The following is a 21,478-nucleotide window of genomic DNA, read 5'->3' as shown; positions in this document are numbered from 1 at the left end:
AACATGAATGTACTGGCAACGCAAAATAAGGAAATACAACGCGAACAAGGCACGTTTGCAACCAATGATCCTTTAGTCGGTGAGCTCACCATGTGGTTCTCGGAATTACAGTCTGCATACCAAGCTGAGCCGAACGCGACATTTGCGGTGAGAAAGCACCGACTCTTGGCGTTAAAGAAACAGTTGTCCCGTTATCAAGATGTCTTGGCAGACGCTATGAGTGAAGATTTTGGTGGCCGGAGTCACACCGAGTCCATTATGGCTGATGTGCTTGCGCCTATCCTCGATATCAACCATGTTGTTCGCCACCTTAAAGGTTGGATGAAGCCAAGTCGAAGACCAACAGAGTGGTTATTCAAGGGCAATAAGCTGGAAGTGCGTTATCAACCCAAAGGGGTAGTTGGTATCATCTGTCCTTGGAATTTCCCGCTTTATCTGTCGATTGGTCCTATGATCACTGCGTTGGCTGCGGGTAATCGCTGCATGATTAAAATGCCACCAAATTGCCCGGCAACCACTCGACAAATGCGTCGTATGTTAGGCGAAATATTCCCTGAGAACTTAGTTCGTATTGTGGATGGCAACCACCCAGAGGCGATGGAAATCTCTCATCTACCTTTTGATCACCTTGTGTTCACTGGGTCGCCAGCCAGCGGAAAAGTCATCATGGCCAATGCGGCAGCGAATCTAACGCCTGTGACCTTAGAGCTAGGTGGTAAATCCCCTGTGGTGGTATTTGATGATTATGACGTTGCAAAAGCCGCAGAGCGCATTGCTCATGGTAAAGGTTTTAATTCAGGGCAAATTTGTATCGCACCAGATTACGCGTTTGTACCAGAAGGTAAGCAAGCAGCGTTTGTTGAGGCGTTAAAGCACGCACATCAAACCATGTACGGAGAGATCAAAGCCAATCAGGATTACACCGCGTTAGTCGATGATGCCCAGCACAAACGATTCCACGATCTACTGGCGGATGCACGTGATAAAGGGGCGACTATCACTCAATGCCTCGACTATGGTGAAGGGCGTAAAACACCGCTGTACATCGCTACCAACCTGACACCCGAAATGCGTATTTGCCAAGAGGAAATCTTTGGCCCGCTTCTTCCTATTCACACTTACCGTTCTCTCGATGAGGTAATTCAATACATTATCGAGAGGCCACGACCGCTAGCATGTTACTTATTTAGCAATAATGCCGCGCAACGCGAAATCTTGCTTACTCAAACCCATAGTGGTGGTGTCACGATCAACGACTGGGGGTGGCATGTACTCAACCATTCAGTGCCATTTGGTGGCGTGGGTAACTCCGGCATTGGTAATTACCATGGAGAAGAAGGTTTTCGCGAACTCAGCCATGCGCGCACGGTACTAAAAATGCGCGATTGGTTCCCGATTCAGTTGTTTGCACCGCCATATGGCAACATGGTGCAGAAGCTGGTACTGCGAGTGTTTGCGGGCAAACCCGACCCAGATTTAAACAAGCACTCATAACCCTCAATACTTACCTCTCTACATAAAGAATCTTCAGTAGCCAGTGCTCGCTGGCTGCCTTGCGACCAAAGGAGATCATGGATGCACAACCTTGCTGTCAATCTGGAGCGCAGTGCTGCGCTCTTTCCTTCAAAAGCTGCGCTCAGGATGGGCGATGATGAAATCAACTACGCACTGCTCGACAAATTTGCAGGCAATATTGCTACGAACCTAAATCGACTTGGACTAAAAGTTGGTGACAAAGTTGCACTGTCTTGTCCAAACATTACTTACTTCCCAATCGTGTATTACGGGATTTTAAAAGCAGGCTGTGTCGTAGTTCCTTTGAATGTGCTGTTTAAAGGCCGTGAGATTGCTTACCACCTCAACGACTCTGATGCAAAAGCGTATTTCTGCTTTGAAGGAAGCGAAGAGCTGCCAATGGGAAGCTACGGTAGACACGGTTTCTCTGAAGCTGAGCAGTGCGAACACTTTATCTCTTTGTCAGAACGATGCAGAGAAGAAGAGCACGCTGTTGATGCTTGGCTTATGCAAGACAATAAGCTATTCGAGTCAATCAGCAGAAATGGTGACGATACCGCCGTTATTCTTTATACCTCAGGCACGACCGGTCAGCCGAAAGGGGCGGAGTTATCTCACACCAACATGTTAACGAACGCTATGTCTTCCCAATATCTGATGCGGTTGGAATACAGTGATACCACTATGGCAACCTTGCCTCTGTTCCACAGTTTTGGTCAGACCGTGATGATGAATGCCAGTGTGCTGACAGGCTCTACTATGGTGTTGATCCCGCGCTTTGAGCCAAAGTTTGTGATTGAACAAATCATCCAGCATAAAGTCAGCGTGTTTGCAGGTGTGCCTACAATGTACATCGCATTACTCAGAGCGGGTGAGCAATCTCCGGAGCATTCCGAATTAGTAAAGCACAGTCTTCGCATAGGAGTGTCTGGTGGAGCTTCTATGCCTGTAGAAGTGATTCGTCAATTTGAACAACGCTTTGAACTGCCAGTATTGGAGGGTTATGGATTATCAGAAACCGCACCAGTGGCCACGTTTAATCATAGTGATGGAGACCGACTACCAGGCAGTGTCGGACAACCATTATGTGGCTACGTGATTAAGATTGCGGACGTAAAAGGTCACGCCCAAGCCGTGGGTGAATTAGGGGAAGTCTGCATAAAAAGCCCAAGTGTAATGAAAGGCTATTACGGACGACCAGAAGCAACTCGTGAGGCGTTGCGCGATGGTTGGTTCTTAACGGGCGATATTGGACGAGTGGATAAACACGGCAACTTGTTCATTGTCGACCGCGTTAAAGACATGATTATCCGAGGCGGTTATAACGTCTATCCGCGTGAAATAGAAGAAGTCTTAATGTGTCATCCTGATGTAGAAATGGTCGCTGTTGTCGGTGAACACGATGACCGCCTTGGTGAAGAGGTACATGCGCATGTTGTGCTTCATCAAGATGCAAAAACGGATAGTCATACTTTGATTACTTGGTGTAGAGAGCAACTTGCTGATTACAAATACCCACGTCGTGTCTTCATTCGCAAAGCACTGCCTATGACGGCAACGGGGAAGATCCTTAAACGGGAGCTTCATCCTTTAGATGTCGCGGAGGTCGAAGATGGACAGTTATGATTTTATTGTAGTCGGTGGTGGTTCTGCGGGTTGTGTTTTAGCGTCTCGACTCACCGAGGACCCTGATGTCACCGTGTGTTTGTTGGAGGCGGGTGGTATCGATTCGAGCCCTTTTATTCATACGCCAGTGGGTGTAGTGGCAATGATGCCGACCAAGATAAACAACTGGGGGTTTGAAACGGTTCCTCAAGCTGGACTGAATGGCCGCAAAGGCTACCAACCAAGAGGAAAAACTTTAGGTGGCTCGAGTTCTATCAATGCGATGATGTACGCCAGAGGGCATCAATATGATTACGATCTTTGGGCCAGTCTTGGCAACGAAGGTTGGAGTTATGACGATTGCTTACCGTATTTCAAGAAAGCAGAAAATAACGAAGTTCACCAAGATGATTATCATGGACAAGGTGGGCCACTGAACGTCGCGAACTTACGCTCGCCAAGTGATGTTCTTGAGCGTTATTTAACCGCCTGTGAGTCGATAGGTATACCTCGTAATCACGATATCAACGGAGCCGACCAGTTTGGTGCTATGCCAACCCAAGTAACGCAGCGTAATGGGGAGCGATGCAGCGCCGCAAAAGCCTATCTGACTCCAAACCTGAACCGACCTAATCTGACTGTCTTGACCAAAGCGACGACTCATAAAGTGTTGTTTGAAGGAAATCGAGCTGTTGGAGTTGAGTATGGTCTGAAAGGACAGAGCTTTCAGATCAAATGCACGAAAGAAGTGATTCTTTCAGCTGGGGCGTTTGGCTCTCCGCAGATCCTGATGCTTTCAGGTGTGGGGGCAAAGAAAGAATTAGAATCCCACGGAATCGAGCAAATCCATGAATTGCCCGGTGTCGGGGAGAATCTGCAGGATCATATTGATTTGGTTCATACTTACCGGAGCAGCGCGAAGCGAGATACGTTTGGTGTATCACTCAAAATGGCATCCGAAATGACTAAGGCTTTACCACAGTGGATGAAAACACGTAGTGGGAAAATGACCAGTAATTTTGCAGAAGGTATAGGGTTCTTGCGTTCAGGTGATGATGTCGACGTGCCCGATCTAGAGTTTGTCTTTGTGGTGGCGGTGGTTGACGATCACGCTCGTAAGATCCACGCTAGTCATGGGTTTAGTTCGCATGTGACTTTACTTCGACCGAAAAGTATTGGGACGGTTAAGCTAAACAGTGCAAACCCTTATGATGTACCAAAGATTGATCCTGCTTTTTTCAGTCACCCTGAAGACATGGAAATCATGATTAAAGGCTGGAAGAAGCAACACCAAATGCTGGAAAGCCAAGCGTTTGATGACATACGCGGGGCCAGCTTTTATCCTGTGGATGCGAACGATGAGAAAGCCATCGAGCAAGATATTCGTAATCGAGCGGATACCCAATATCATCCCGTAGGCTCCTGCAAAATGGGTATAGCGAACGATCCTTTCGCTGTGGTAGATAGCAATCTTAAGGTTTATGGATTAGAGGCACTAAGAGTTGTCGACGCGTCGATTATGCCGACGCTAGTGGGCGGGAATACCAATGCGCCAACCATTATGATCGCGGAGAAAGTGGCAGATACCATCAAAGCTAGTTATCGCTTAGATGAGAGTATTGAGAAGCAAGTCACCGCTTCGATATAAGTTACACCCTTCAAAAAATAAAATAAGCCGAGGCTGTAGGACAACAGTCTCGGCTTATTAGCAGGCACTTAAAGGCGAAAAGGTAAGTGCTATTCTTCTGAAAAGTCGTTTCCGGTTTCGATCATTTCAGCAAGCTCATCAAGTGCTTGGACAGAGATTTCCGACAAACGTTGTAAATGTTTATCAAAGTTCTCTTGTTCAACAAGCGGTGTTTCATTGTTATTAATTTCTTTTGTTAGCATCGCCCAACCTCTTGAGTTGAGTAAGGGGGAGACGACATGATAAGCAAAAGTATGAGAAAAAAAGAAACGATCCATGTGTAATCTGTTAGCTGGATCATCGATTGCAGTGATAGAAGTGATGAATTACTTAGAAAGCGAGCGATAGAGCTCAAATATGAAAGGTTAGCTAGCAGCTACGTTAATAGCTGCTAGCAAAGAGGTTAGAACTGAGATTTAGAACCAAACTGTTCAGCAGCGTAAGCAACGCGCTCTTTTGGTTTTGGATATTCGGCCGGCATACCAAGGTTTTCAATGTGTTTTAAACGAGGTAGCAAGCCCGCGCCGTTGGCGATTTGAATAGCCAAACCCGGACGAGCGTTCAACTCCAACACCATTGGTCCTTCTTCTTTGTCCAACACCATGTCAGTACCCATGTAACCAAGTCCTGTCATTTCCCACGCACTCGATGCAAGCTCTAATAAGCGCTCCCAATGAGGTACTTGTAGGGTTGATAGATCTTTGCCAGTATCTGGGTGATGCGTAACAGGTTGGTCAAATTGCACCGCACGAATGGCTTTGCCTGTCGCAATATCAATACCAACGCCTACTGCACCTTGGTGAAGGTTGGCCTTGCCATCTGAGGCTGCAGTAGAGCAGCGCATCATTGCCATCACTGGGTAGCCTTTAAAGACGATAATACGAACGTCAGGCACGCCTTCGTAACTGAAACCATCAAAACAGTCATCGAACTTGATTAGGTTTTCTACGACTGCAACGTCATTCTTACCACCTAGAGAAAACAGACCAGCCAGTGCGTTACTGATATGGCGTTCCACATCCTCTTTATTGATGGTTGCACCAGATGGCTTGGTGTAAACGCCATCTTTGTGCGAAGTGATAACAAGGATACCCTTACCACCACTTCCTTGCGCTGGCTTGATTACAAAACCTGGCCAGTCCAATACCATCTTGTGGATCTTTTTGACTTCAGCTTGGCTGTCAATCACGCCGATAAGAGCAGGCACTGTCGCACCTGCTGCTTCAGCAATGATTTTTGTCTTTAGCTTGTCATCCACCAACGGGTATTTTGAGCGATCATTGTAGCGACCAATATAGCTATGGTTACGCTTGTTCATCCCCATAATGCCTTTATGGCGAAGCTTTGCTGGCGAAGTGAAACGTTCAAACATCGTTTAGTCCTCCGCTAGTGGCTTAAATCGACGTAGCTCTGTTAGACGGTAGCCTGTGTAAGTACCTAGTAATAGGATGCCTGCAAGAACAATCAGTTGTAGGCCAATGAAGTTAAACGTTAAGTGTTGGATATAAACGTTCGTCATCGCTAGGTAAACCAAGACAGCGGTTAGTAGTGAACCACCACCTTGAAGAACTACTTCTTTCGCACCTTCTTCTTCCCATAGAATCGACATACGTTCGATCGTCCATGACAAGATGATCATAGGGAAGAACGTAATTGTTAGACCTTCTGTTAGGCCAATCTTGAATGCGACTACGGTGAAGACCGAGATGATCATAATTACGGTTATGATTACGGCGGATATCCTTGCAACCAGAAGTAAGTTAAGCCTCGAGAGGTAACTTCGTATTATCAAGCCAGTACCGACAATTAATAGGAAGCCGACAATACCAGTTACCAGTTGCGTTTGAACAAAGGCAACCGCAATCAATACTGGCATGAAGGTACCCGAAGTTTTCAGACCGATGATGACACGCAGGAACACAACAATCAGTGCGCCGATTGGGATCAACATGATGGTCTTAAACATGGCTTGCTCTTCAAGTGGCAAACTATGGATAGAAAGGTTGAGTAGGCCATCCGCTTCCACTTTATTGTCAGTGGCTTGCTGTGGAGTCACTTCCTGCTTAATCATAGAGAAGTGAACTTGGCTGTTTTTACCGCCAACTAAGTCAAGTAGGGAAACGTTTGATTCATCCCATACGAGAAGGTTAGGTTGTGCTGCGGCTTGCTCTGAATTTGGCGAGAATAGAACCCATTCTTCCCCCGACCATACCTGAACCATAGGCTGAATAGCTTGACGACGGCGGCCGTCTTCTAATTCGATTACACCAACGATTTTGCTTTGCACATCTGCAGTAAGTAGGATCTTGTGTAATGCATCGGTACGATCAAAGTCATTAAGAATCAGCGCTGAGTTTTGGCTGTCTGGATCGTTTAGCGTTTTGATCAGTTCGCGAGCAAAGGTGACATTGTCTGCTGAGCGGCTCATTGCACGTTCAATCAATGCATTTGCGGCGGCTTGTTGCGGCGCTGAAAGGGTAGGTTTTGTGATTTCACCTGCAGGTGGCTGTTCATCCACTTTTGCTTGTGGGTCAACTAAGAACTGGGCTTTGTAGTAAATAGTTTGTGGGCCACTTGCTTGACGGATTGACCATTCTGCACGACGACCAGAGTCTGAGTTGACGTAAGAAACGCCGTAACCTGGAGACGATGCTGATTCACCAATCAGGGTGTAACCATTTTGAGTATGCGGCGCAGCAAGAGAAGCTTTTACTTCGTTGCCATTCGCATTAAATTCGATACGGGCTTCAACATCCCAAATTTGACGTGTTTCACCTGGAGTCCAAGGTACGCCGTAATTCTGATGTCTGAAAACACTCAAAGCGATGCCTGCAATCACCAACAGGATGATTGACAGGTAAAACGGTATTCTGGACGTCATAATCTACCTTATTATTTTTTATCTTCTTCCGTTTGAACGTATTTACGGCTCACATCAACGAGTGCGATGTCGCGCATAAACTCTCTTCCTAGTAACACAGGATGGTTCATTTGAGAACGATCTGCCAACGTAAATTGCGCTTTTTCATGAATTTTTCCAACGCGCACCCAAAGTTCAACAACAGCTCGACGCTCTAGTTCTTCAGTGGTTGCTTGACGGATTTTCACGTAGCGAATAATTGGCGCTTCAATCCAAATGTCTTTCTCTTCATCTGACTTGGTATTGTCAGCAAGATGGAAACGCACCCAGTTTTTGCCATTTCTTTCGAATTCTTCAATATCGACTGCATTTAATGAAGACGTTGCTGCGCCAGTATCGACACGTGCATCGAAAGTTTGTTTGATGGAGTCAATAGTCACTCGCTCTATGGAGCCCAGGACAATGTCATGAGTAGGAGTCGCCTGAACAGGCGCAGGAGCTTGAACGATAATAGGCTCTTTCGGCTTTCTTACTTCGTCCATCGCTTCTTTACGGAAGGTATTGAGTTCGCCATTTAACTTATCCACTTGGCCTTCTAAACTTTCGATGTAATCCGATTGGTTACTAAGTTGAAGCTCTAAGTTGGTAACGCGAGTATTGAAATTCGTCTCTGAAGCTTGAATAGCGGCTAACGTTTCTTGGTGGTACTGTTCGCCTTTTGTAAGGGTACATCCTGACAATAGGGCGATTGCAACAACCGGAGTCAATCGTATAAACATTGAAAACCTTGGGATTGGATTAAGTTGTTTGTTTTTTAAGAGTTTAGCGTTATCGCCAAAGGCTCACAAGTAAGAATCTCTCGCAGTCTCTTACAGAGTGAGGAATAGTGACGAAAAGCCAGAAATTAAGGACACAATATGCATCCTTAATTAGATTGAAGAGAGGTTAATGTCTTAAAGGAAGGAGTGAGTTAAGACAATGTCAGAAATCTCAGTTAATTATGGCTTAGTTGCGACAAGTACCGCACGACGAGGGGCAGGGTAGCCTTCAACGGTTTTCGTTGGGTCGTTTGGATCAAGGTAGTCAGGCAGTGAGTTATGTGTCATCCAGTCAGTAGTACGTTGTTCTCCGACTGACGTTACATTCTCATCTACGATACGAACGCCTTTAAAGCCAACCAGTTCTAGCCAAACTTTTAGTGCTTTCGCTGAAGGGAAGAAATACACATTACGCATTTGCGCGTAACGAGAAGTCGGAACCAATACTGCGTTCTCATCGCCTTCAATCACTAGTGTCTCTAGTACAAGCTCACCGCCTGCCACTAACTGGTCTTTCAGTTGCACCAAGTGATCCAGTGGGGAGCGGCGGTGGTAAAGAACGCCCATGCTGAATACGGTATCGAACGCTTCTAGCTTAGGTAGTTGCTCAATACCTAATGGAAGGAGGTGAGCACGTTGGTCATCGCCCATCAACTTACGAATCGCTTCGAACTGAATTAGGAACAGGTGAGAAGGGTCGATACCAACCGTTAGGCGTGCACCTTCACCCAGCATGCGCCACATGTGGTAACCGTTACCACAACCCACATCTAATACGCTGCGGTTTTTCAGAGGTGAGATGTGCGGTAGAACACGATCCCATTTCCAGTCACTGCGCCATTCAGTATCGATATGAATACCGTGCACTGTGTATGGACCTTTGCGCCACGGGTGGAACGTACGCAGCAGGCTTTCTAGCTTTTTCAGCTCACCTTCATGAAAAGGCGTATCGTTGCTGATGGTTACTGAGTTTTTGATGTCCACTTGGTTTGGTGCACCTTGTGGGATCTTGTTCAGCGCTTTTAGCCAACGACCAAAGTCACCGTGCTCAGCATTTTGCCAATCTGTTAACTGTTGAGGTAATACGTTTAGCCACGGCTGAAGACGAGTGTCTTGAGCGATTAACTGATAAAAATTAGCAAAATTAAACATAGTTTTTCACTGAGTAATAAATTAAAAAATTGACACTAAATGCGAAACGTTAAGACTTTCTCGCTTCTCGCTTCTCGCTATTTAATCGCAAACATCGAACCGAAGTTAAAGCACTGGAACCAAACGTCGTAGCTTGAGAAACCAATTTTCGCGAAACGCTCTTTATGATCTTTCTTCGAATCAGGGCGCATCACGTTTTCAATTGCGCTGCGCTTCTGGCTGATTTCCAGCTCACTGTAGCCGTTCGCACGTTTAAAGTCGTGATGAAGATCGATCAGTAGCTCATTGGATACTTCATCTTCAAACACAAACTTCTCAGACAGAATCAAAATGCCACCTGGGCGCAAACCCGCGTAGATTTTCTCCAATAGCGCATAGCGGTCTTCTGGAGAAAGGAATTGCAGTGTGAAGTTCAATACCACAACCGACGCGTTTTCGATTTCAATATCGCGGATATCCGCCTCTACCACATCAACTGGCGTGTCACTTCGGTAGGCGTTTACATGAAGCTTACAGCGCTCAACCATCGCAGGAGAGTTGTCCACTGCAATGATTTGGCAACCTTCTTGTTTGATATGACGACGCATAGACAGCGTAGCAGCACCCAAAGAACAACCAAGATCGTAGATGTTTGAGTGAGGCTTAACAAAACGCTCTGCCAGCATACCAATTGCAGAAATGATGTTGCTGTAACCCGGCACCGATCGTTGAATCATGTCAGGGAAAACTTCCGCTACGCGTTCATCGAACGTGAAATCCCCAATTTTATCGATTGGAGCCGAAAAAATAGTATCTGGATTGCTCTTAGGGTTCATAACCAAATCTCTGCATACAAGCCGCCTGAAATGTCAGGCATCAAAAAAGGCGCGTATTTTATGGGAAATTCGCGCCTCTGTCATTTGCTTAATTATAAGCTTGTCTAAAACATTTGTATTTGCGAGTTGCCATCGTTGGCAGGAAATACAGACAAGTTTGGTAAAGAGAGCTTAAGTTGTAGCTGCTTATAAAGCTTTTCAGCCAGTTCTGGTGCTAAGACGTTATCTGGCGTGTGAATCATCAAGTACGGTTGAATGCCTTGTTCAATCCACATCGGCAGTTTCGTCAGCCAAGGTTCGAAAAAGCGCAGGTTGTCGTCCATGTCTGGATGACCGATAAAACGAATCATCGGGTGCTTGGCGGTTGCGATTGCATGAACCGGAACGCGAGGCTTTTTCTGGTGGGCATCGATTACAGCTTCAGTCGTCGGCTGCGCGGCGAATACAGGGCGGCTGTCCATAATAATGCGGTCAATGCCGCTCTCTAACAGCCACTGATTCAACGCACGTTCTTCTTCACCTTTGGAGAAAAACGCCATATGACGAACTTCAACTCCAAGTGGGAAATTCGGCGGAAAGCTGGCACAGAACTTCTTTAATCTATTGAGGTGTTCTGGACCAAATGCAGCAGGGAGCTGAATCGTCCATTGCCCAACACGTTCATGAAGCGGTTCCATTACCTTCATAAAGTCACGTAACTGCTCGTCGCAACCTCTGAGCATCTGCTCGTGAGTAATGGCTTTTGGCAACTTAAAGGTGAATTTGAAATTGTCGTGAGTCGCGGCTTTCCAGTTTTGCACCGTGTTGAGCGTCGGTGTGGCATAAAAGGTGGTGTTGCCCTCTACGGTATGGAACACCTGCGCGTACTTTTCGAGTCGCTCTGCGGGCTTGGTTCCGCTGCCATAAAAGCTTTGTTGCCATTGGTTGTGCGACCACATGGTCAATCCAAGTCGAAGGGGTAAATTATCCATATATCTGCTTTACGTTTTTTCCTGAGCCCACTTTACGAGAGTTTTGCTGAAATGGGTAATTTCACGCTATAATCCCCACCAATTTTTTCGCTTTGGTGCGCTTTTGAACATTTGTTGTACTAAAAACCACCAATGAATGATAAAACACACTTAATTGTATGTTGAGTAGTCGATTTTCATAGGCTTTCAGCGTATAAATGGATCTTTACTCTGCTCGGCAATGAGGCTGACAGAGCGTAGTTAACAATATTTGAGAGATTGGGAATTTCATTATGCGTACCCATTACTGTGGTCACCTGAACAAGTCCCTTGCAGGACAAACTGTAGAACTTTGCGGCTGGGTTAACCGTCGTCGTGATTTAGGCGGTCTTATTTTTATCGATATGCGAGATCGCGAAGGTATCGTTCAGGTAGTTGTTGATCCAGATATGGCAGATGCGTATGAAGTGGCTAACACACTTCGTAATGAATTCTGTATCAAGCTAACTGGTGAAGTTCGCGTTCGTCCAGAAAGCCAAGTAAACAAAGACATGGCAACAGGTGAAGTTGAGATCCTTGCGAAAGGTCTTGAAATCATCAACCGTTCTGACGTTCTGCCTCTAGACTTCAATCAAAAGAACTCTGAAGAGCAACGTCTGAAGTACCGTTACCTAGATCTACGTCGTCCAGAAATGAGTGACCGCATCAAGCTACGTGCTAAAGCGTCTAGCTTTGTTCGTCGTTTCCTAGATGACAACGGCTTCCTAGATATCGAAACACCAGTACTAACAAAAGCGACACCAGAAGGCGCTCGTGACTACCTAGTACCTAGCCGTGTTCACAAAGGCAGCTTCTACGCGCTTCCTCAGTCTCCACAGCTATTCAAACAGCTTCTTATGATGTCTGGTTTTGACCGTTACTACCAAATCGTTAAGTGTTTCCGTGATGAAGACTTGCGTGCTGACCGTCAACCAGAATTCACTCAGATCGATATCGAAACGTCATTCATGACGGCTGACCAAGTTCGTGCAACGACTGAGAAAATGGTTCGTGAAATGTGGCAAGAGCTACTGAACGTTGACCTAGGTGAGTTCCCGGTAATGCCGTTCAGCGAAGCGATTCGTCGTTTCGGTTCTGACAAACCAGACCTACGTAACCCAATAGAACTAGTAGACGTTGCAGACCTAGTAAAAGACGTTGAATTCAAAGTATTCTCTGGTCCAGCAAACGACGAGAAAGGTCGCGTTGCAGTTATCCGTGTACCAGGTGGTGCTGAGCTTACTCGTAAGCAAATCGACGGTTACGCAGAATTTGTAGGTATCTACGGTGCGAAAGGTCTAGCATGGATGAAGGTTAACGACCGTGCAGCAGGCATGGAAGGTATCCAATCTCCAGTAGCTAAATTCCTAAGTGAAGACGTGATCAACGGTATTCTAGACCGCACTCAAGCGGAATCTGGCGATATCATCCTATTCGGTGCAGACAAAGCTAACATCGTTGCTGAAGCACTAGGTGCACTTCGTCTTAAACTTGGTAAAGACCTAGGCCTAACTAAAGAAGGCACTTGGGCTCCACTTTGGGTTGTTGACTTCCCAATGTTCGAAGAAGACGACGAAGGCAACCTGCACGCAATGCACCACCCATTCACATCACCTCTAGGTGTGACTGCGGAAGAGCTAAAAGCGAACCCAGCAGTAGCGAACTCAAACGCATACGACATGGTTCTAAACGGCTACGAAGTGGGCGGTGGTTCTGTACGTATTCACAACGCAGAAATGCAAGCAGCGGTATTCGATATCCTAGGTATTGATGCAGACGAGCAAAAACTGAAGTTTGGTTTCCTATTGGAAGCGCTGAAATTTGGTACGCCACCTCACGCGGGTCTTGCATTCGGTCTAGACCGTCTAGTAATGCTGCTATGTGGTACTGAGAACATCCGTGATGTTATCGCATTCCCTAAAACAACAGCAGCGGCGTGTCTACTAACAGACGCACCGAGCCTTGCAAACCCAGCGGCTCTAGAAGAGCTAGCAATTGCAGTGACTGTTGCGAAAGAAAAAGACGCAGAATAAGCGCACAACATTTAAAGAAAACTCCCGCATTTGCGGGAGTTTTTGTTTTAATGAACCCAAGAATTATTCCGAGCACTTTCCCAAGTAACGTTATTGAGCAATCAAAGCTGAGCATTAACGTCAAAATAAATTAAAAGGTGAATCATGGCAGGTCATAGTAAATGGGCGAATATTCGTCACCGTAAAGCTGCGCAAGATGCCAAACGTGGCAAAATCTTTACCAAGTTAATTCGTGAAATTGTCGTCGCCGCGAAAGAGGGTGGCGGAGAAGCTGACAATAACCCTCGGTTACGAGCTGCTATCGATAAAGCACTTTCTAACAACATGACGCGAGACACGGTGAACCGTGCGGTCAGTCGTGGTGCTGGTGGTGAAGGCGATGACAACATGGAAACCGTCATCTACGAAGGGTATGGTCCAGGTGGCACCGCCGTAATGGTTGAATGCATGACGGACAATCGCAATCGAACGGTTTCTGGCGTGCGTCACGCGTTTTCGAAGTCTGGCGGTAATTTGGGTACAGATGGAAGTGTTAATTATCTGTTCGATAAGAAAGGTGTGATTTCTTATGCCTCCGGCTTAGATGAAGACGAAGTGATGGAAGTGGCGCTTGAGAGCGGCGCCGATGATATCGAAACATCCGAAGACGGTTCTATTGATGTGTACACGGCACCAGCTGATTTCGGTAGCGTCAAAGATGCCTTGGATGCAGCAGGCTTTGAGGCTGACAATGCTGAAGTATCATTAATCCCATCAACGAAAGCAGAATTGGACGTGGATACTGCCCCTAAGCTTCTACGTCTGATTGATGCGTTAGAAGACTTGGATGATGTTCAAGAGGTGTATCACAACGGTGACATTTCTGACGAAGTGGCAGCCACATTAGAATAAGATTACTCAATGGGGACAGAGCGTTCTGTTCCCATTTATTTTCATTAATTATAATAACGAGATAGAGATCGTTCTTGATCTGCTTTCTTAGGAAAATTCATGTCAATTATTTTGGGTATTGACCCAGGCTCTCGCATTACGGGTTACGGTGTGATTCGTCAGCAGGGACGTCATCTACAATATCTAGGCAGCGGCTGTATTCGTACTTCTGAAAAAGAGTTGCCAGGTCGTCTCAAGCAAATCTACGCAGGCGTGACGGAAATCATCACCCAGTTTCAACCGGATGTGTTTGCCATCGAACAAGTGTTTATGGCGAAGAACGCTGATTCTGCACTAAAGCTAGGGCAGGCGCGTGGTAGCGCAATTGTGGCGGCTGTGAATGCGGATCTTCCGGTGCATGAGTACGCGGCTCGTCTTATTAAACAAGCGGTAACGGGCACAGGTGGTGCAGATAAAGTTCAGGTTCAACATATGGTTCAACACATGCTTAAATTGCCAGCCAAGCCTCAAGCCGATGCTGCCGATGCGTTGGGTGTTGCTATTTGTCACGCTAACACCAATAAGACGCTGGTGGCGCTCGCAGGCAAAGCAACCAGCGCAAGAAAAGGTCGTTACCGTTAAGCGTGTTCTCGTATTAAAAATGAGACATCTCAGACAGATTTAAGGATTGGATTTGTTGAGAAAATGTTACAAAATTATAGTGGTCAGAGGTCTAATAAGAAATCAATCAAGGAAGATTGAACATGAATCCAGCCACGCTGTGGCGCAGTGCATTTATGCCGCGCCAAACTCAATGGACAAGAACACAACAACGTCAAGCAGACATCCTATCGCTATTTACCTTCATCGCTTTTCTCGTCGGGATCTACAGCCTGATCAAATGGTCTAAACATGGGCATGAAAGCTTAATCTTCACCTCAGTACTCTTAATCGCACTCGAACTGATATCCGCCTTCAGCCTGAGATGGTTCAAACGACCAGCATTGTCGCTCAATCTGGGGTTTGTAGGCATGTCAGTGCATGCACTCAACATCATTTATCAAAGTGGTGGCGTGGTCGATTCAACCCAAACTTACTGGGTGCCTTTGTTAGTCGTCGCTTTCTTTTTATCTGGCACTCGTATCATGGCGATCTCATGGAGTGCATTAGTCATCGCGGTTTCTGCAGTAATGACGTATCAGCATGTGTCTGGTTTTGGTTTTCCCCAACTCGTGTTGTCTGAATCTGCGCAGCGCGTGGAAATATGGTCAGGCACCGTGTTACCGCTGGTGGTGATTTGTATTGCGCAAGCCTTTACCGCCAAGCAGCGAGACATCGCGATTGAAAGTGCAGAGAAAGCCAAAGCAGAAAGTGAGTTGGTGGCGCAAAAGGCGACAGAGGGGGAGTTACGGCTAGGAGAGGTACTAGAGCAAGCTAATCAAAATTCGGCGGAGCTTAAACAAGTTTCGCAAGTGTTGGATGAACAATCTTCGCTATTAGGTGCTCAAGTCAATGCTCTCAATATCAACAGTGAGTCTCAAGCCAGTGCGGCTGAGCAAATGAGTCAGCAAGTACACCACATGGCGACGGGGATTGAAACGTCAAGCAAGTTTGTTGAAGAGCTTCGTGAGAAGAGTGAAGACGTTCATCAACAAGCTGAGAAAAGCTCTGAGTTGCTCGAAGACTCTACACAAGCGATCAGCCAGATCATTACCAGCCATGAAGACATCATGAAAGTGGCGGACTTAATTACGTCGGTCGCAGAGCAAACCAATTTATTGGCACTGAATGCGGCTATTGAGGCGGCGCGAGCGGGAGAGCAGGGCAGAGGCTTTGCAGTGGTCGCGGACCAAGTGAGAGAGCTTTCTGCAAAGAGTAGTCAATCCGCAATCGAGATTCGTAACTTGCTTGATCGCAGCGAGCAAGAGGTGAAACACGGGCAGAATGTTGTTACTTCAAGCACAGAACGAATGAATACCATCATCCAGCAAGTGACCACAATTTCTCATGATGTGCAGAGTCTTTCTGGCATCATGGCGACGCAAATGACCGCATTAAAAGAGCTTGATGAAGCCAGTAGCGAAGTCGCTAACGGCGTAGTGAACACCAAGACCATTGCTGAAACTGTCGCTCAATATGGCACTGAGCTCAGTAGCCAAGTCGTCACCGTAAGAAACCTGACTCAACAACTTGATCAAGTTGTCTCAAAAATCTAACCGAACGGCATAAAGGACTGGATGTCTATCCAGTTCTTTATTATCCTGTCGCAAATTCATTTCCAAAGAGTATTTATAGTGATTGGACGTCTTCGCGGCACTCTGCTTGAAAAGCAACCACCTGAAGTTTTAATTGAAGTTAATGGCATTGGTTATGAAGTACAGATGCCAATGAGCTGTTTCTACGAACTGCCAAACGTCGGCGAAGAAGCCATTATTTATACTCATTTTGTTGTGCGTGAAGACGCTCAGCTGCTTTACGGCTTCAACACAGTCAAAGAACGTGCGCTCTTCCGTGAAGTAATCAAAGCGAACGGCGTCGGTCCTAAACTGGGGCTGGGTATACTTTCTGGTATGACGGCAAGCCAATTCGTTTCTTGCGTAGAGCGTGAAGACATTTCAACACTTGTGAAGCTACCTGGCGTTGGTAAGAAAACCGCAGAACGTCTTGTTGTGGAAATGAAAGACCGCCTTAAAGGTTGGGGTGCTGGCGACCTATTTACTCCGTTTACGGATGCGGCTCCTGCGGATTCTGGTGCGGCATCTAGCAATGCTGAAGAAGAGGCAATCAGTGCGCTTCTAGCTCTAGGCTACAAACCAACTCAAGCGTCGAAAGTAGTCTCTCAGATCGCTAAACCGGATATGACCAGTGAGCAACTGATCCGTGAAGCACTAAAATCAATGGTGTAACGAAAAGTTCAAGGGAACAATATGATTGAAGCCGATCGTTTAATCGCGCCAGAAAATCCTTCATTTCGTGATGAAGATGTCATCGACCGTGCGATTCGTCCTAAGAAGCTGGCGGATTACCAAGGTCAGGATCACGTGCGTGGTCAGATGGAGATTTTCATCAAAGCTGCTCAATTGCGAAATGAAGCGCTCGACCACCTTTTGATATTTGGTCCTCCAGGTTTGGGTAAAACCACACTTGCGAACATCGTTGCTAATGAGATGGAAGTGAATATTCGCACTACTTCCGGCCCAGTACTTGAGAAAGCAGGGGACTTGGCGGCGCTGCTGACCAACTTAGAAGAAAACGATGTGCTGTTCATTGACGAGATTCACCGCTTAAGCCCAATGGTTGAAGAAGTGCTGTATCCAGCGATGGAAGACTACCAGCTAGACATCATGATTGGTGAAGGCCCAGCCGCTCGCTCTATCAAGATTGACTTGCCTCCTTTCACGCTTATCGGCGCAACCACACGAGCGGGTTCATTGACCTCGCCATTGCGTGACCGATTCGGTATTACTCAGCGCCTTGAGTATTACAAGGTCAAAGACTTGCAGGATATCGTTCAGCGCAGCGCAGATTGCCTAGGCTTGTCAATGGAGTCGGAAGGTGCGTTAGAAGTTGCTCGCCGCGCTCGTGGTACGCCACGTATCGCTAACCGACTACTACGCCGTGTTCGTGACTATGCTGAAGTAAAGGGCAATGGACACATCTGTGCGGAAGTTGCAGATAAAGCGCTGAACATGCTCGATGTCGACGCTAAAGGTTTTGACTATATGGACCGAAAACTGCTTCTTGCGATCATGGAAAAGTTTGGTGGTGGTCCTGTCGGTCTGGATAACATGGCAGCAGCCATTGGTGAAGAGAAAGACACCATTGAAGATGTGCTGGAGCCTTATTTGATTCAACAAGGTTACTTACAACGCACACCTCGTGGTAGAATAGCGACCGATCGCGCCTATCTGCATTTCGGAATTGAAAAGTAAGATTCCAACGCTGGGCGCACAGCGCTCAGCATTTCACCAATGTTGACCAACCTCTCATTTATTAAATCTCTTCTAATACTAAATAGGTAATAAAAACTTATAGATTGTTAACTCTATGTTCTTGCCTAACTGATTATTTTCTCTCCTGATTACTCTCTATTAACATACTCTTCTGATATCGTTTGATCTGGATCAATGTGATGGATTTTTGTTCAAATTCAGCGCATAAAGATTGATATACATCAAAGCGGTTTCTCGCTATAAACCTTTTGAAACAAACTGTTTTTAGCAGTAATATTAGGCCCAGCTATATTAGCTGATGCTTAACAATTAACTAACCAACGAAGCACATTTTTGCAACAAAGCGTTGTGATAATTCAACATTTTTCAAGTGTAAATAACACTTGTGTATGGATTGCAATATGTAGAGAGTGTCATTCAGCCGACACATAGGAGTTACCATGATTGACGTAGTTGATCTGTCGCGGTTGCAGTTTGCACTGACAGCGATGTATCACTTCCTATTCGTACCATTGACCCTTGGTATGGCCTTCCTTTTGGCCATTATGGAATCAATGTACGTAATGACGAACAAGCAAATCTACAAGGACATGACCAAGTTCTGGGGTAAGCTGTTCGGTATTAACTTTGCACTTGGTGTGGCTACTGGCCTTACCATGGAGTTCCAGTTTGGTACGAACTGGTCTTATTACTCCCACTATGTAGGTGACATCTTCGGTGCACCACTAGCGATCGAAGCACTGGTTGCTTTCTTCCTGGAGTCAACTTTTGTTGGTCTATTCTTCTTCGGGTGGGATCGTCTATCAAAACGTCAACACTTAGCGGTAACCTGGTTGGTTGCTCTGGGTTCTAACTTCTCTGCACTATGGATTCTTATCGCGAACGGCTGGATGCAAAACCCGGTTGGCGCAGAATTCAACTTCGAAACCATGCGTATGGAAATGGTGAGCTTCGCAGACGTTGTACTAAACCCTGTAGCGCAAGTTAAATTTGTACACACAGTAGCATCTGGTTACACGTGTGGTGCAATGTTCGTTCTTGGCATCAGTTCTTACTACCTATTGAAAGGTCGTGATGTGGCGTTCGCTCGTCGTTCGTTTGCTATCGCAGCTTCTTTCGGTATGGCAGCAATCCTGTCTACAATCGTGCTGGGTGATGAATCTGGTTACGAGCTTGGTGAAGTTCAAAAAGTGAAGCTAGCAGCAGTAGAAGCTGAATGGCACACAGAACCAGCACCAGCGGCGTTCACACTGTTTGGTTTACCGAACCAAGAAACAATGAACACCGATTACGCAATCAAGATCCCTTACGTTATGGGTATCATCGCAACGCGTTCGTTTGATGAGCAAGTAACAGGCCTACACGATCTACGTGAAGAGCACGTTGACCGTATCCGTACTGGTATGTACGCATACGAATTGCTTGAAAAACTGCGTGCAGGCGACAAGTCTGAAGCAAACATGACTGCGTTTGACGAAGTGAAAGGTGACCTAGGTTACGGCCTACTTCTAAAACGTTACACAGACAACGTTGTTGATGCGACTGAAGACCAAATCCAAGCTGCTGCGGATGACTCAATCCCAACAGTATGGCCGCTATTCTGGTCGTTCCGTATCATGGTTGCGTGTGGCTTCATCATGCTATTCGTATTTGGTGCGTCATTCATCCAAACATGTCGTCAGAAGATTGAACAGAAACCTTGGATTCTTAAAGCTGCACTATTCAGCATTCCACTTCCATGGATTGCGATTGAAGCAGGTTGGTTCGTTGCTGAATACGGTCGTCAACCGTGGGCTGTAGGTGAAATCCTACCGGTACACGTTGCTGCATCAGCACTAACAGCAGGTGAAATCTGGACTTCACTATTTGCAATCCTAGCGCTATACACTGCATTCCTAATTGCAGAAGTATACCTAATGGTGAAATTCGCTCGTAAAGGTCCAAGCAGCCTGAAAACTGGCCGCTACCACTTCGAGCAAAACGCTGACTCTGTTGAAGACAAAGTTAGTCGCCAAGTAGAAGCGTAAGACAAGGAGACAACAAGATGTTTGATTACGAAATCTTGCGATTCATCTGGTGGGTACTGATCGGTGTTCTACTAGTTGGTTTTGCAATTACAGACGGTTTCGATATGGGTGTGGGCGCGCTTGTACCTATTATCGGTAAAAACGACACACAACGTCGTGTGATGATTAACTCCATCGCACCTCACTGGGATGGTAACCAAGTATGGCTTATCACTGCTGGTGGTGCATTGTTCGCAGCATGGCCTTTGGTTTACGCGACATCGTTCTCTGGTTTCTACCTAGCGATGATCCTAACCCTAGCGGCACTTTGGCTACGTCCAATTGGTCTTGATTACCGTTCAAAGATTGAAGATAAAAAATGGCGTAACACTTGGGATATCTGTATCTCAATCAGTGGCTTCGTTCCACCAATCATCTTTGGTGTGGCGTTTGGTAACCTTCTGCAAGGTGTTCCATTCCAACTGAACGAATTCCTAATGCCAACGTACCATGGTTCGTTCTTTGGTCTTCTTAACCCATTTGCATTGCTATGTGGTCTAGTAAGCTTGTTCATGATCCTGATGCAAGGTTCAACTTGGCTACAAATGAAGACAACAGGCGAAGTTCATACTCGTGCTCGTAACGTTGCTCAGCTAATGGGTCTATTAACTGTGGTTGCATTCGTAGCAGCTGGCTTCTGGATTCAGAGCATCGAAGGTTACGTTATCGTAGGTGGTATCGATACAGGCGCTGCTTCTAACCCTCTAAACAAAGAGGTTATCCGTGAAGCTGGTGCGTGGATGAACAACTTCGAAGCTTACCCAATGCTATGGGCTGCGCCTGTACTGGGTGTTGCAATGCCGCTTCTAGCTGTATTGGCATCTCGCCTAGAGAAGTGTGGTATCGCGTTCCTAACCTCTAGCCTTGGTAACGCAGGTGTTATCTTTACTGCTGGTATTGCAATGTTCCCATTCGTAATGCCATCAGACCTAATGCCAAGCCAAAGTCTGACAATGTGGGATGCAACTTCATCTGAACTGACTTTGAACCTAATGACAGGCGTTGCGTTTGTTATGGTTCCAATCATCTTGGCTTACACGTCTTGGACTTACTACAAGATGTTTGGTCGCTTGGATGACAAGTTCATCGAAGAAAACAAAAACTCACTTTACTAA

At 46.2% G+C, this 21,478-nt stretch carries 18 protein-coding genes; 11 read left to right on the top strand and 7 right to left on the bottom strand.

Going from position 1 to position 21,478, the window contains the following annotated elements:
* Positions 1-3 precede the first annotated feature (3 nt).
* From BCT11_RS12410 to BCT11_RS12400, 3 genes are all read left to right on the top strand, one after another.
* Entirely contained in the window at positions 4-1,494 is a 1,491-nt protein-coding gene (locus tag BCT11_RS12410; protein ID WP_102388450.1) for a coniferyl aldehyde dehydrogenase, read from the top strand.
* Positions 1,495-1,575: 81 nt separating this feature from the next.
* Positions 1,576-3,141, top strand: coding sequence for a long-chain fatty acid--CoA ligase (locus tag BCT11_RS12405; protein WP_061035591.1), 1,566 nt, complete (start codon positions 1,576-1,578; stop codon positions 3,139-3,141).
* Entirely contained in the window at positions 3,128-4,768 is a 1,641-nt protein-coding gene (locus BCT11_RS12400) for a GMC family oxidoreductase N-terminal domain-containing protein (RefSeq protein ID WP_102388449.1), read from the top strand. Before BCT11_RS12405 ends, BCT11_RS12400 begins: the two co-directional genes overlap by 14 nt.
* 89 nt (positions 4,769-4,857) lie before the next feature.
* Here BCT11_RS12400 and BCT11_RS12395 read toward each other — a convergent pair whose 3' ends face one another.
* From BCT11_RS12395 to BCT11_RS12360, 7 genes are all read right to left on the bottom strand, one after another.
* Positions 4,858-5,085, bottom strand: coding sequence for a hypothetical protein (locus BCT11_RS12395; RefSeq protein WP_167391135.1), 228 nt, complete (start codon positions 5,083-5,085; stop codon positions 4,858-4,860).
* A gap of 125 nt (positions 5,086-5,210) precedes the next feature.
* Positions 5,211-6,179 carry an alpha-L-glutamate ligase-like protein gene (locus tag BCT11_RS12390; RefSeq protein ID WP_038866784.1) on the bottom strand — a complete coding sequence of 323 codons (969 nt, stop codon included), beginning with the start codon at positions 6,177-6,179 and terminating at the stop codon, positions 5,211-5,213.
* A gap of 3 nt (positions 6,180-6,182) precedes the next feature.
* The gene (locus BCT11_RS12385) at positions 6,183-7,688 is read right to left on the bottom strand and encodes an inactive transglutaminase family protein (RefSeq protein WP_102388447.1); all 1,506 of its coding nucleotides are present in this window, start codon (positions 7,686-7,688) and stop codon (positions 6,183-6,185) included.
* 11 nt (positions 7,689-7,699) lie between these two features.
* The gene (locus BCT11_RS12380; protein WP_038866788.1) at positions 7,700-8,446 is read right to left on the bottom strand and encodes an ATP-dependent zinc protease; all 747 of its coding nucleotides are present in this window, start codon (positions 8,444-8,446) and stop codon (positions 7,700-7,702) included.
* A 219-nt stretch (positions 8,447-8,665) separates the two neighbouring features.
* Entirely contained in the window at positions 8,666-9,637 is a 972-nt protein-coding gene (gene cmoB, locus BCT11_RS12370) for a tRNA 5-methoxyuridine(34)/uridine 5-oxyacetic acid(34) synthase CmoB (RefSeq protein ID WP_102388446.1), read from the bottom strand.
* Positions 9,638-9,714: 77 nt separating this feature from the next.
* On the bottom strand, positions 9,715-10,452 hold the full coding sequence (cmoA, locus tag BCT11_RS12365) for a carboxy-S-adenosyl-L-methionine synthase CmoA (RefSeq protein WP_102388445.1): 738 nt from the start codon (positions 10,450-10,452) through the stop codon (positions 9,715-9,717).
* Between the two features lie 104 nt (positions 10,453-10,556).
* Complete coding sequence (locus BCT11_RS12360; RefSeq protein WP_102388444.1) at positions 10,557-11,423, bottom strand: DUF72 domain-containing protein; 867 nt, start codon at positions 11,421-11,423, stop codon at positions 10,557-10,559.
* 272 nt (positions 11,424-11,695) lie between these two features.
* Here BCT11_RS12360 and aspS point away from each other — a divergent pair, with 272 nt between their 5' ends.
* The 8 genes from aspS to cydB all read left to right on the top strand — a co-directional run bounded on the left by aspS (position 11,696) and on the right by cydB (position 21,478).
* Positions 11,696-13,474, top strand: a complete 1,779-nt coding sequence (gene aspS, locus BCT11_RS12355; RefSeq protein WP_102388443.1) for an aspartate--tRNA ligase — start codon at positions 11,696-11,698, stop codon at positions 13,472-13,474.
* Positions 13,475-13,618: 144 nt separating this feature from the next.
* Positions 13,619-14,365 carry a YebC/PmpR family DNA-binding transcriptional regulator gene (locus tag BCT11_RS12350; RefSeq protein WP_038866794.1) on the top strand — a complete coding sequence of 249 codons (747 nt, stop codon included), beginning with the start codon at positions 13,619-13,621 and terminating at the stop codon, positions 14,363-14,365.
* A gap of 99 nt (positions 14,366-14,464) precedes the next feature.
* On the top strand, positions 14,465-14,986 hold the full coding sequence (ruvC, locus tag BCT11_RS12345) for a crossover junction endodeoxyribonuclease RuvC (RefSeq protein WP_005426231.1): 522 nt from the start codon (positions 14,465-14,467) through the stop codon (positions 14,984-14,986).
* A 122-nt stretch (positions 14,987-15,108) separates the two neighbouring features.
* On the top strand, positions 15,109-16,560 hold the full coding sequence (locus BCT11_RS12340; protein WP_102388442.1) for a methyl-accepting chemotaxis protein: 1,452 nt from the start codon (positions 15,109-15,111) through the stop codon (positions 16,558-16,560).
* 78 nt (positions 16,561-16,638) lie between these two features.
* Positions 16,639-17,250 carry a Holliday junction branch migration protein RuvA gene (gene ruvA / locus BCT11_RS12335; protein ID WP_038866798.1) on the top strand — a complete coding sequence of 204 codons (612 nt, stop codon included), beginning with the start codon at positions 16,639-16,641 and terminating at the stop codon, positions 17,248-17,250.
* Between the two features lie 21 nt (positions 17,251-17,271).
* A complete protein-coding gene (ruvB, locus tag BCT11_RS12330; protein WP_038866800.1) occupies positions 17,272-18,276 on the top strand; it encodes a Holliday junction branch migration DNA helicase RuvB in 1,005 nt (334 codons plus the stop codon).
* A 461-nt stretch (positions 18,277-18,737) separates the two neighbouring features.
* Positions 18,738-20,324 (top strand): cytochrome ubiquinol oxidase subunit I, encoded by a 1,587-nt coding sequence (cydA, locus tag BCT11_RS12325; RefSeq protein ID WP_005441697.1) that lies wholly within the window; start codon positions 18,738-18,740, stop codon positions 20,322-20,324.
* Between the two features lie 17 nt (positions 20,325-20,341).
* Positions 20,342-21,478 (top strand): cytochrome d ubiquinol oxidase subunit II, encoded by a 1,137-nt coding sequence (cydB, locus tag BCT11_RS12320; protein ID WP_038866805.1) that lies wholly within the window; start codon positions 20,342-20,344, stop codon positions 21,476-21,478.

Source organism: Vibrio sp. 10N.222.52.B12 (assembly GCF_002875385.1).
GTDB classification, from domain to species: domain Bacteria; phylum Pseudomonadota; class Gammaproteobacteria; order Enterobacterales; family Vibrionaceae; genus Vibrio; species Vibrio jasicida.
The sequence above is the reverse complement of the archived record's forward strand: the minus strand, read 5'-3'. Positions and strand labels throughout refer to the sequence as shown.

Coding starts and splice junctions, on each gene's coding strand:
- BCT11_RS12410 (WP_102388450.1), top strand. CDS start 4: ATGAATGTACTGGCAACGCAAAATAAGGAAATACAACGCGAACAAGGC.
- BCT11_RS12405 (WP_061035591.1), top strand. CDS start 1,576: ATGCACAACCTTGCTGTCAATCTGGAGCGCAGTGCTGCGCTCTTTCCT.
- BCT11_RS12400 (WP_102388449.1), top strand. CDS start 3,128: ATGGACAGTTATGATTTTATTGTAGTCGGTGGTGGTTCTGCGGGTTGT.
- BCT11_RS12395 (WP_167391135.1), bottom strand. CDS start 5,085: ATGGATCGTTTCTTTTTTTCTCATACTTTTGCTTATCATGTCGTCTCC.
- BCT11_RS12390 (WP_038866784.1), bottom strand. CDS start 6,179: ATGTTTGAACGTTTCACTTCGCCAGCAAAGCTTCGCCATAAAGGCATT.
- BCT11_RS12385 (WP_102388447.1), bottom strand. CDS start 7,688: ATGACGTCCAGAATACCGTTTTACCTGTCAATCATCCTGTTGGTGATT.
- BCT11_RS12380 (WP_038866788.1), bottom strand. CDS start 8,446: ATGTTTATACGATTGACTCCGGTTGTTGCAATCGCCCTATTGTCAGGA.
- cmoB (WP_102388446.1), bottom strand. CDS start 9,637: ATGTTTAATTTTGCTAATTTTTATCAGTTAATCGCTCAAGACACTCGT.
- cmoA (WP_102388445.1), bottom strand. CDS start 10,452: ATGAACCCTAAGAGCAATCCAGATACTATTTTTTCGGCTCCAATCGAT.
- BCT11_RS12360 (WP_102388444.1), bottom strand. CDS start 11,423: ATGGATAATTTACCCCTTCGACTTGGATTGACCATGTGGTCGCACAAC.
- aspS (WP_102388443.1), top strand. CDS start 11,696: ATGCGTACCCATTACTGTGGTCACCTGAACAAGTCCCTTGCAGGACAA.
- BCT11_RS12350 (WP_038866794.1), top strand. CDS start 13,619: ATGGCAGGTCATAGTAAATGGGCGAATATTCGTCACCGTAAAGCTGCG.
- ruvC (WP_005426231.1), top strand. CDS start 14,465: ATGTCAATTATTTTGGGTATTGACCCAGGCTCTCGCATTACGGGTTAC.
- BCT11_RS12340 (WP_102388442.1), top strand. CDS start 15,109: ATGAATCCAGCCACGCTGTGGCGCAGTGCATTTATGCCGCGCCAAACT.
- ruvB (WP_038866800.1), top strand. CDS start 17,272: ATGATTGAAGCCGATCGTTTAATCGCGCCAGAAAATCCTTCATTTCGT.
- cydA (WP_005441697.1), top strand. CDS start 18,738: ATGATTGACGTAGTTGATCTGTCGCGGTTGCAGTTTGCACTGACAGCG.
- cydB (WP_038866805.1), top strand. CDS start 20,342: ATGTTTGATTACGAAATCTTGCGATTCATCTGGTGGGTACTGATCGGT.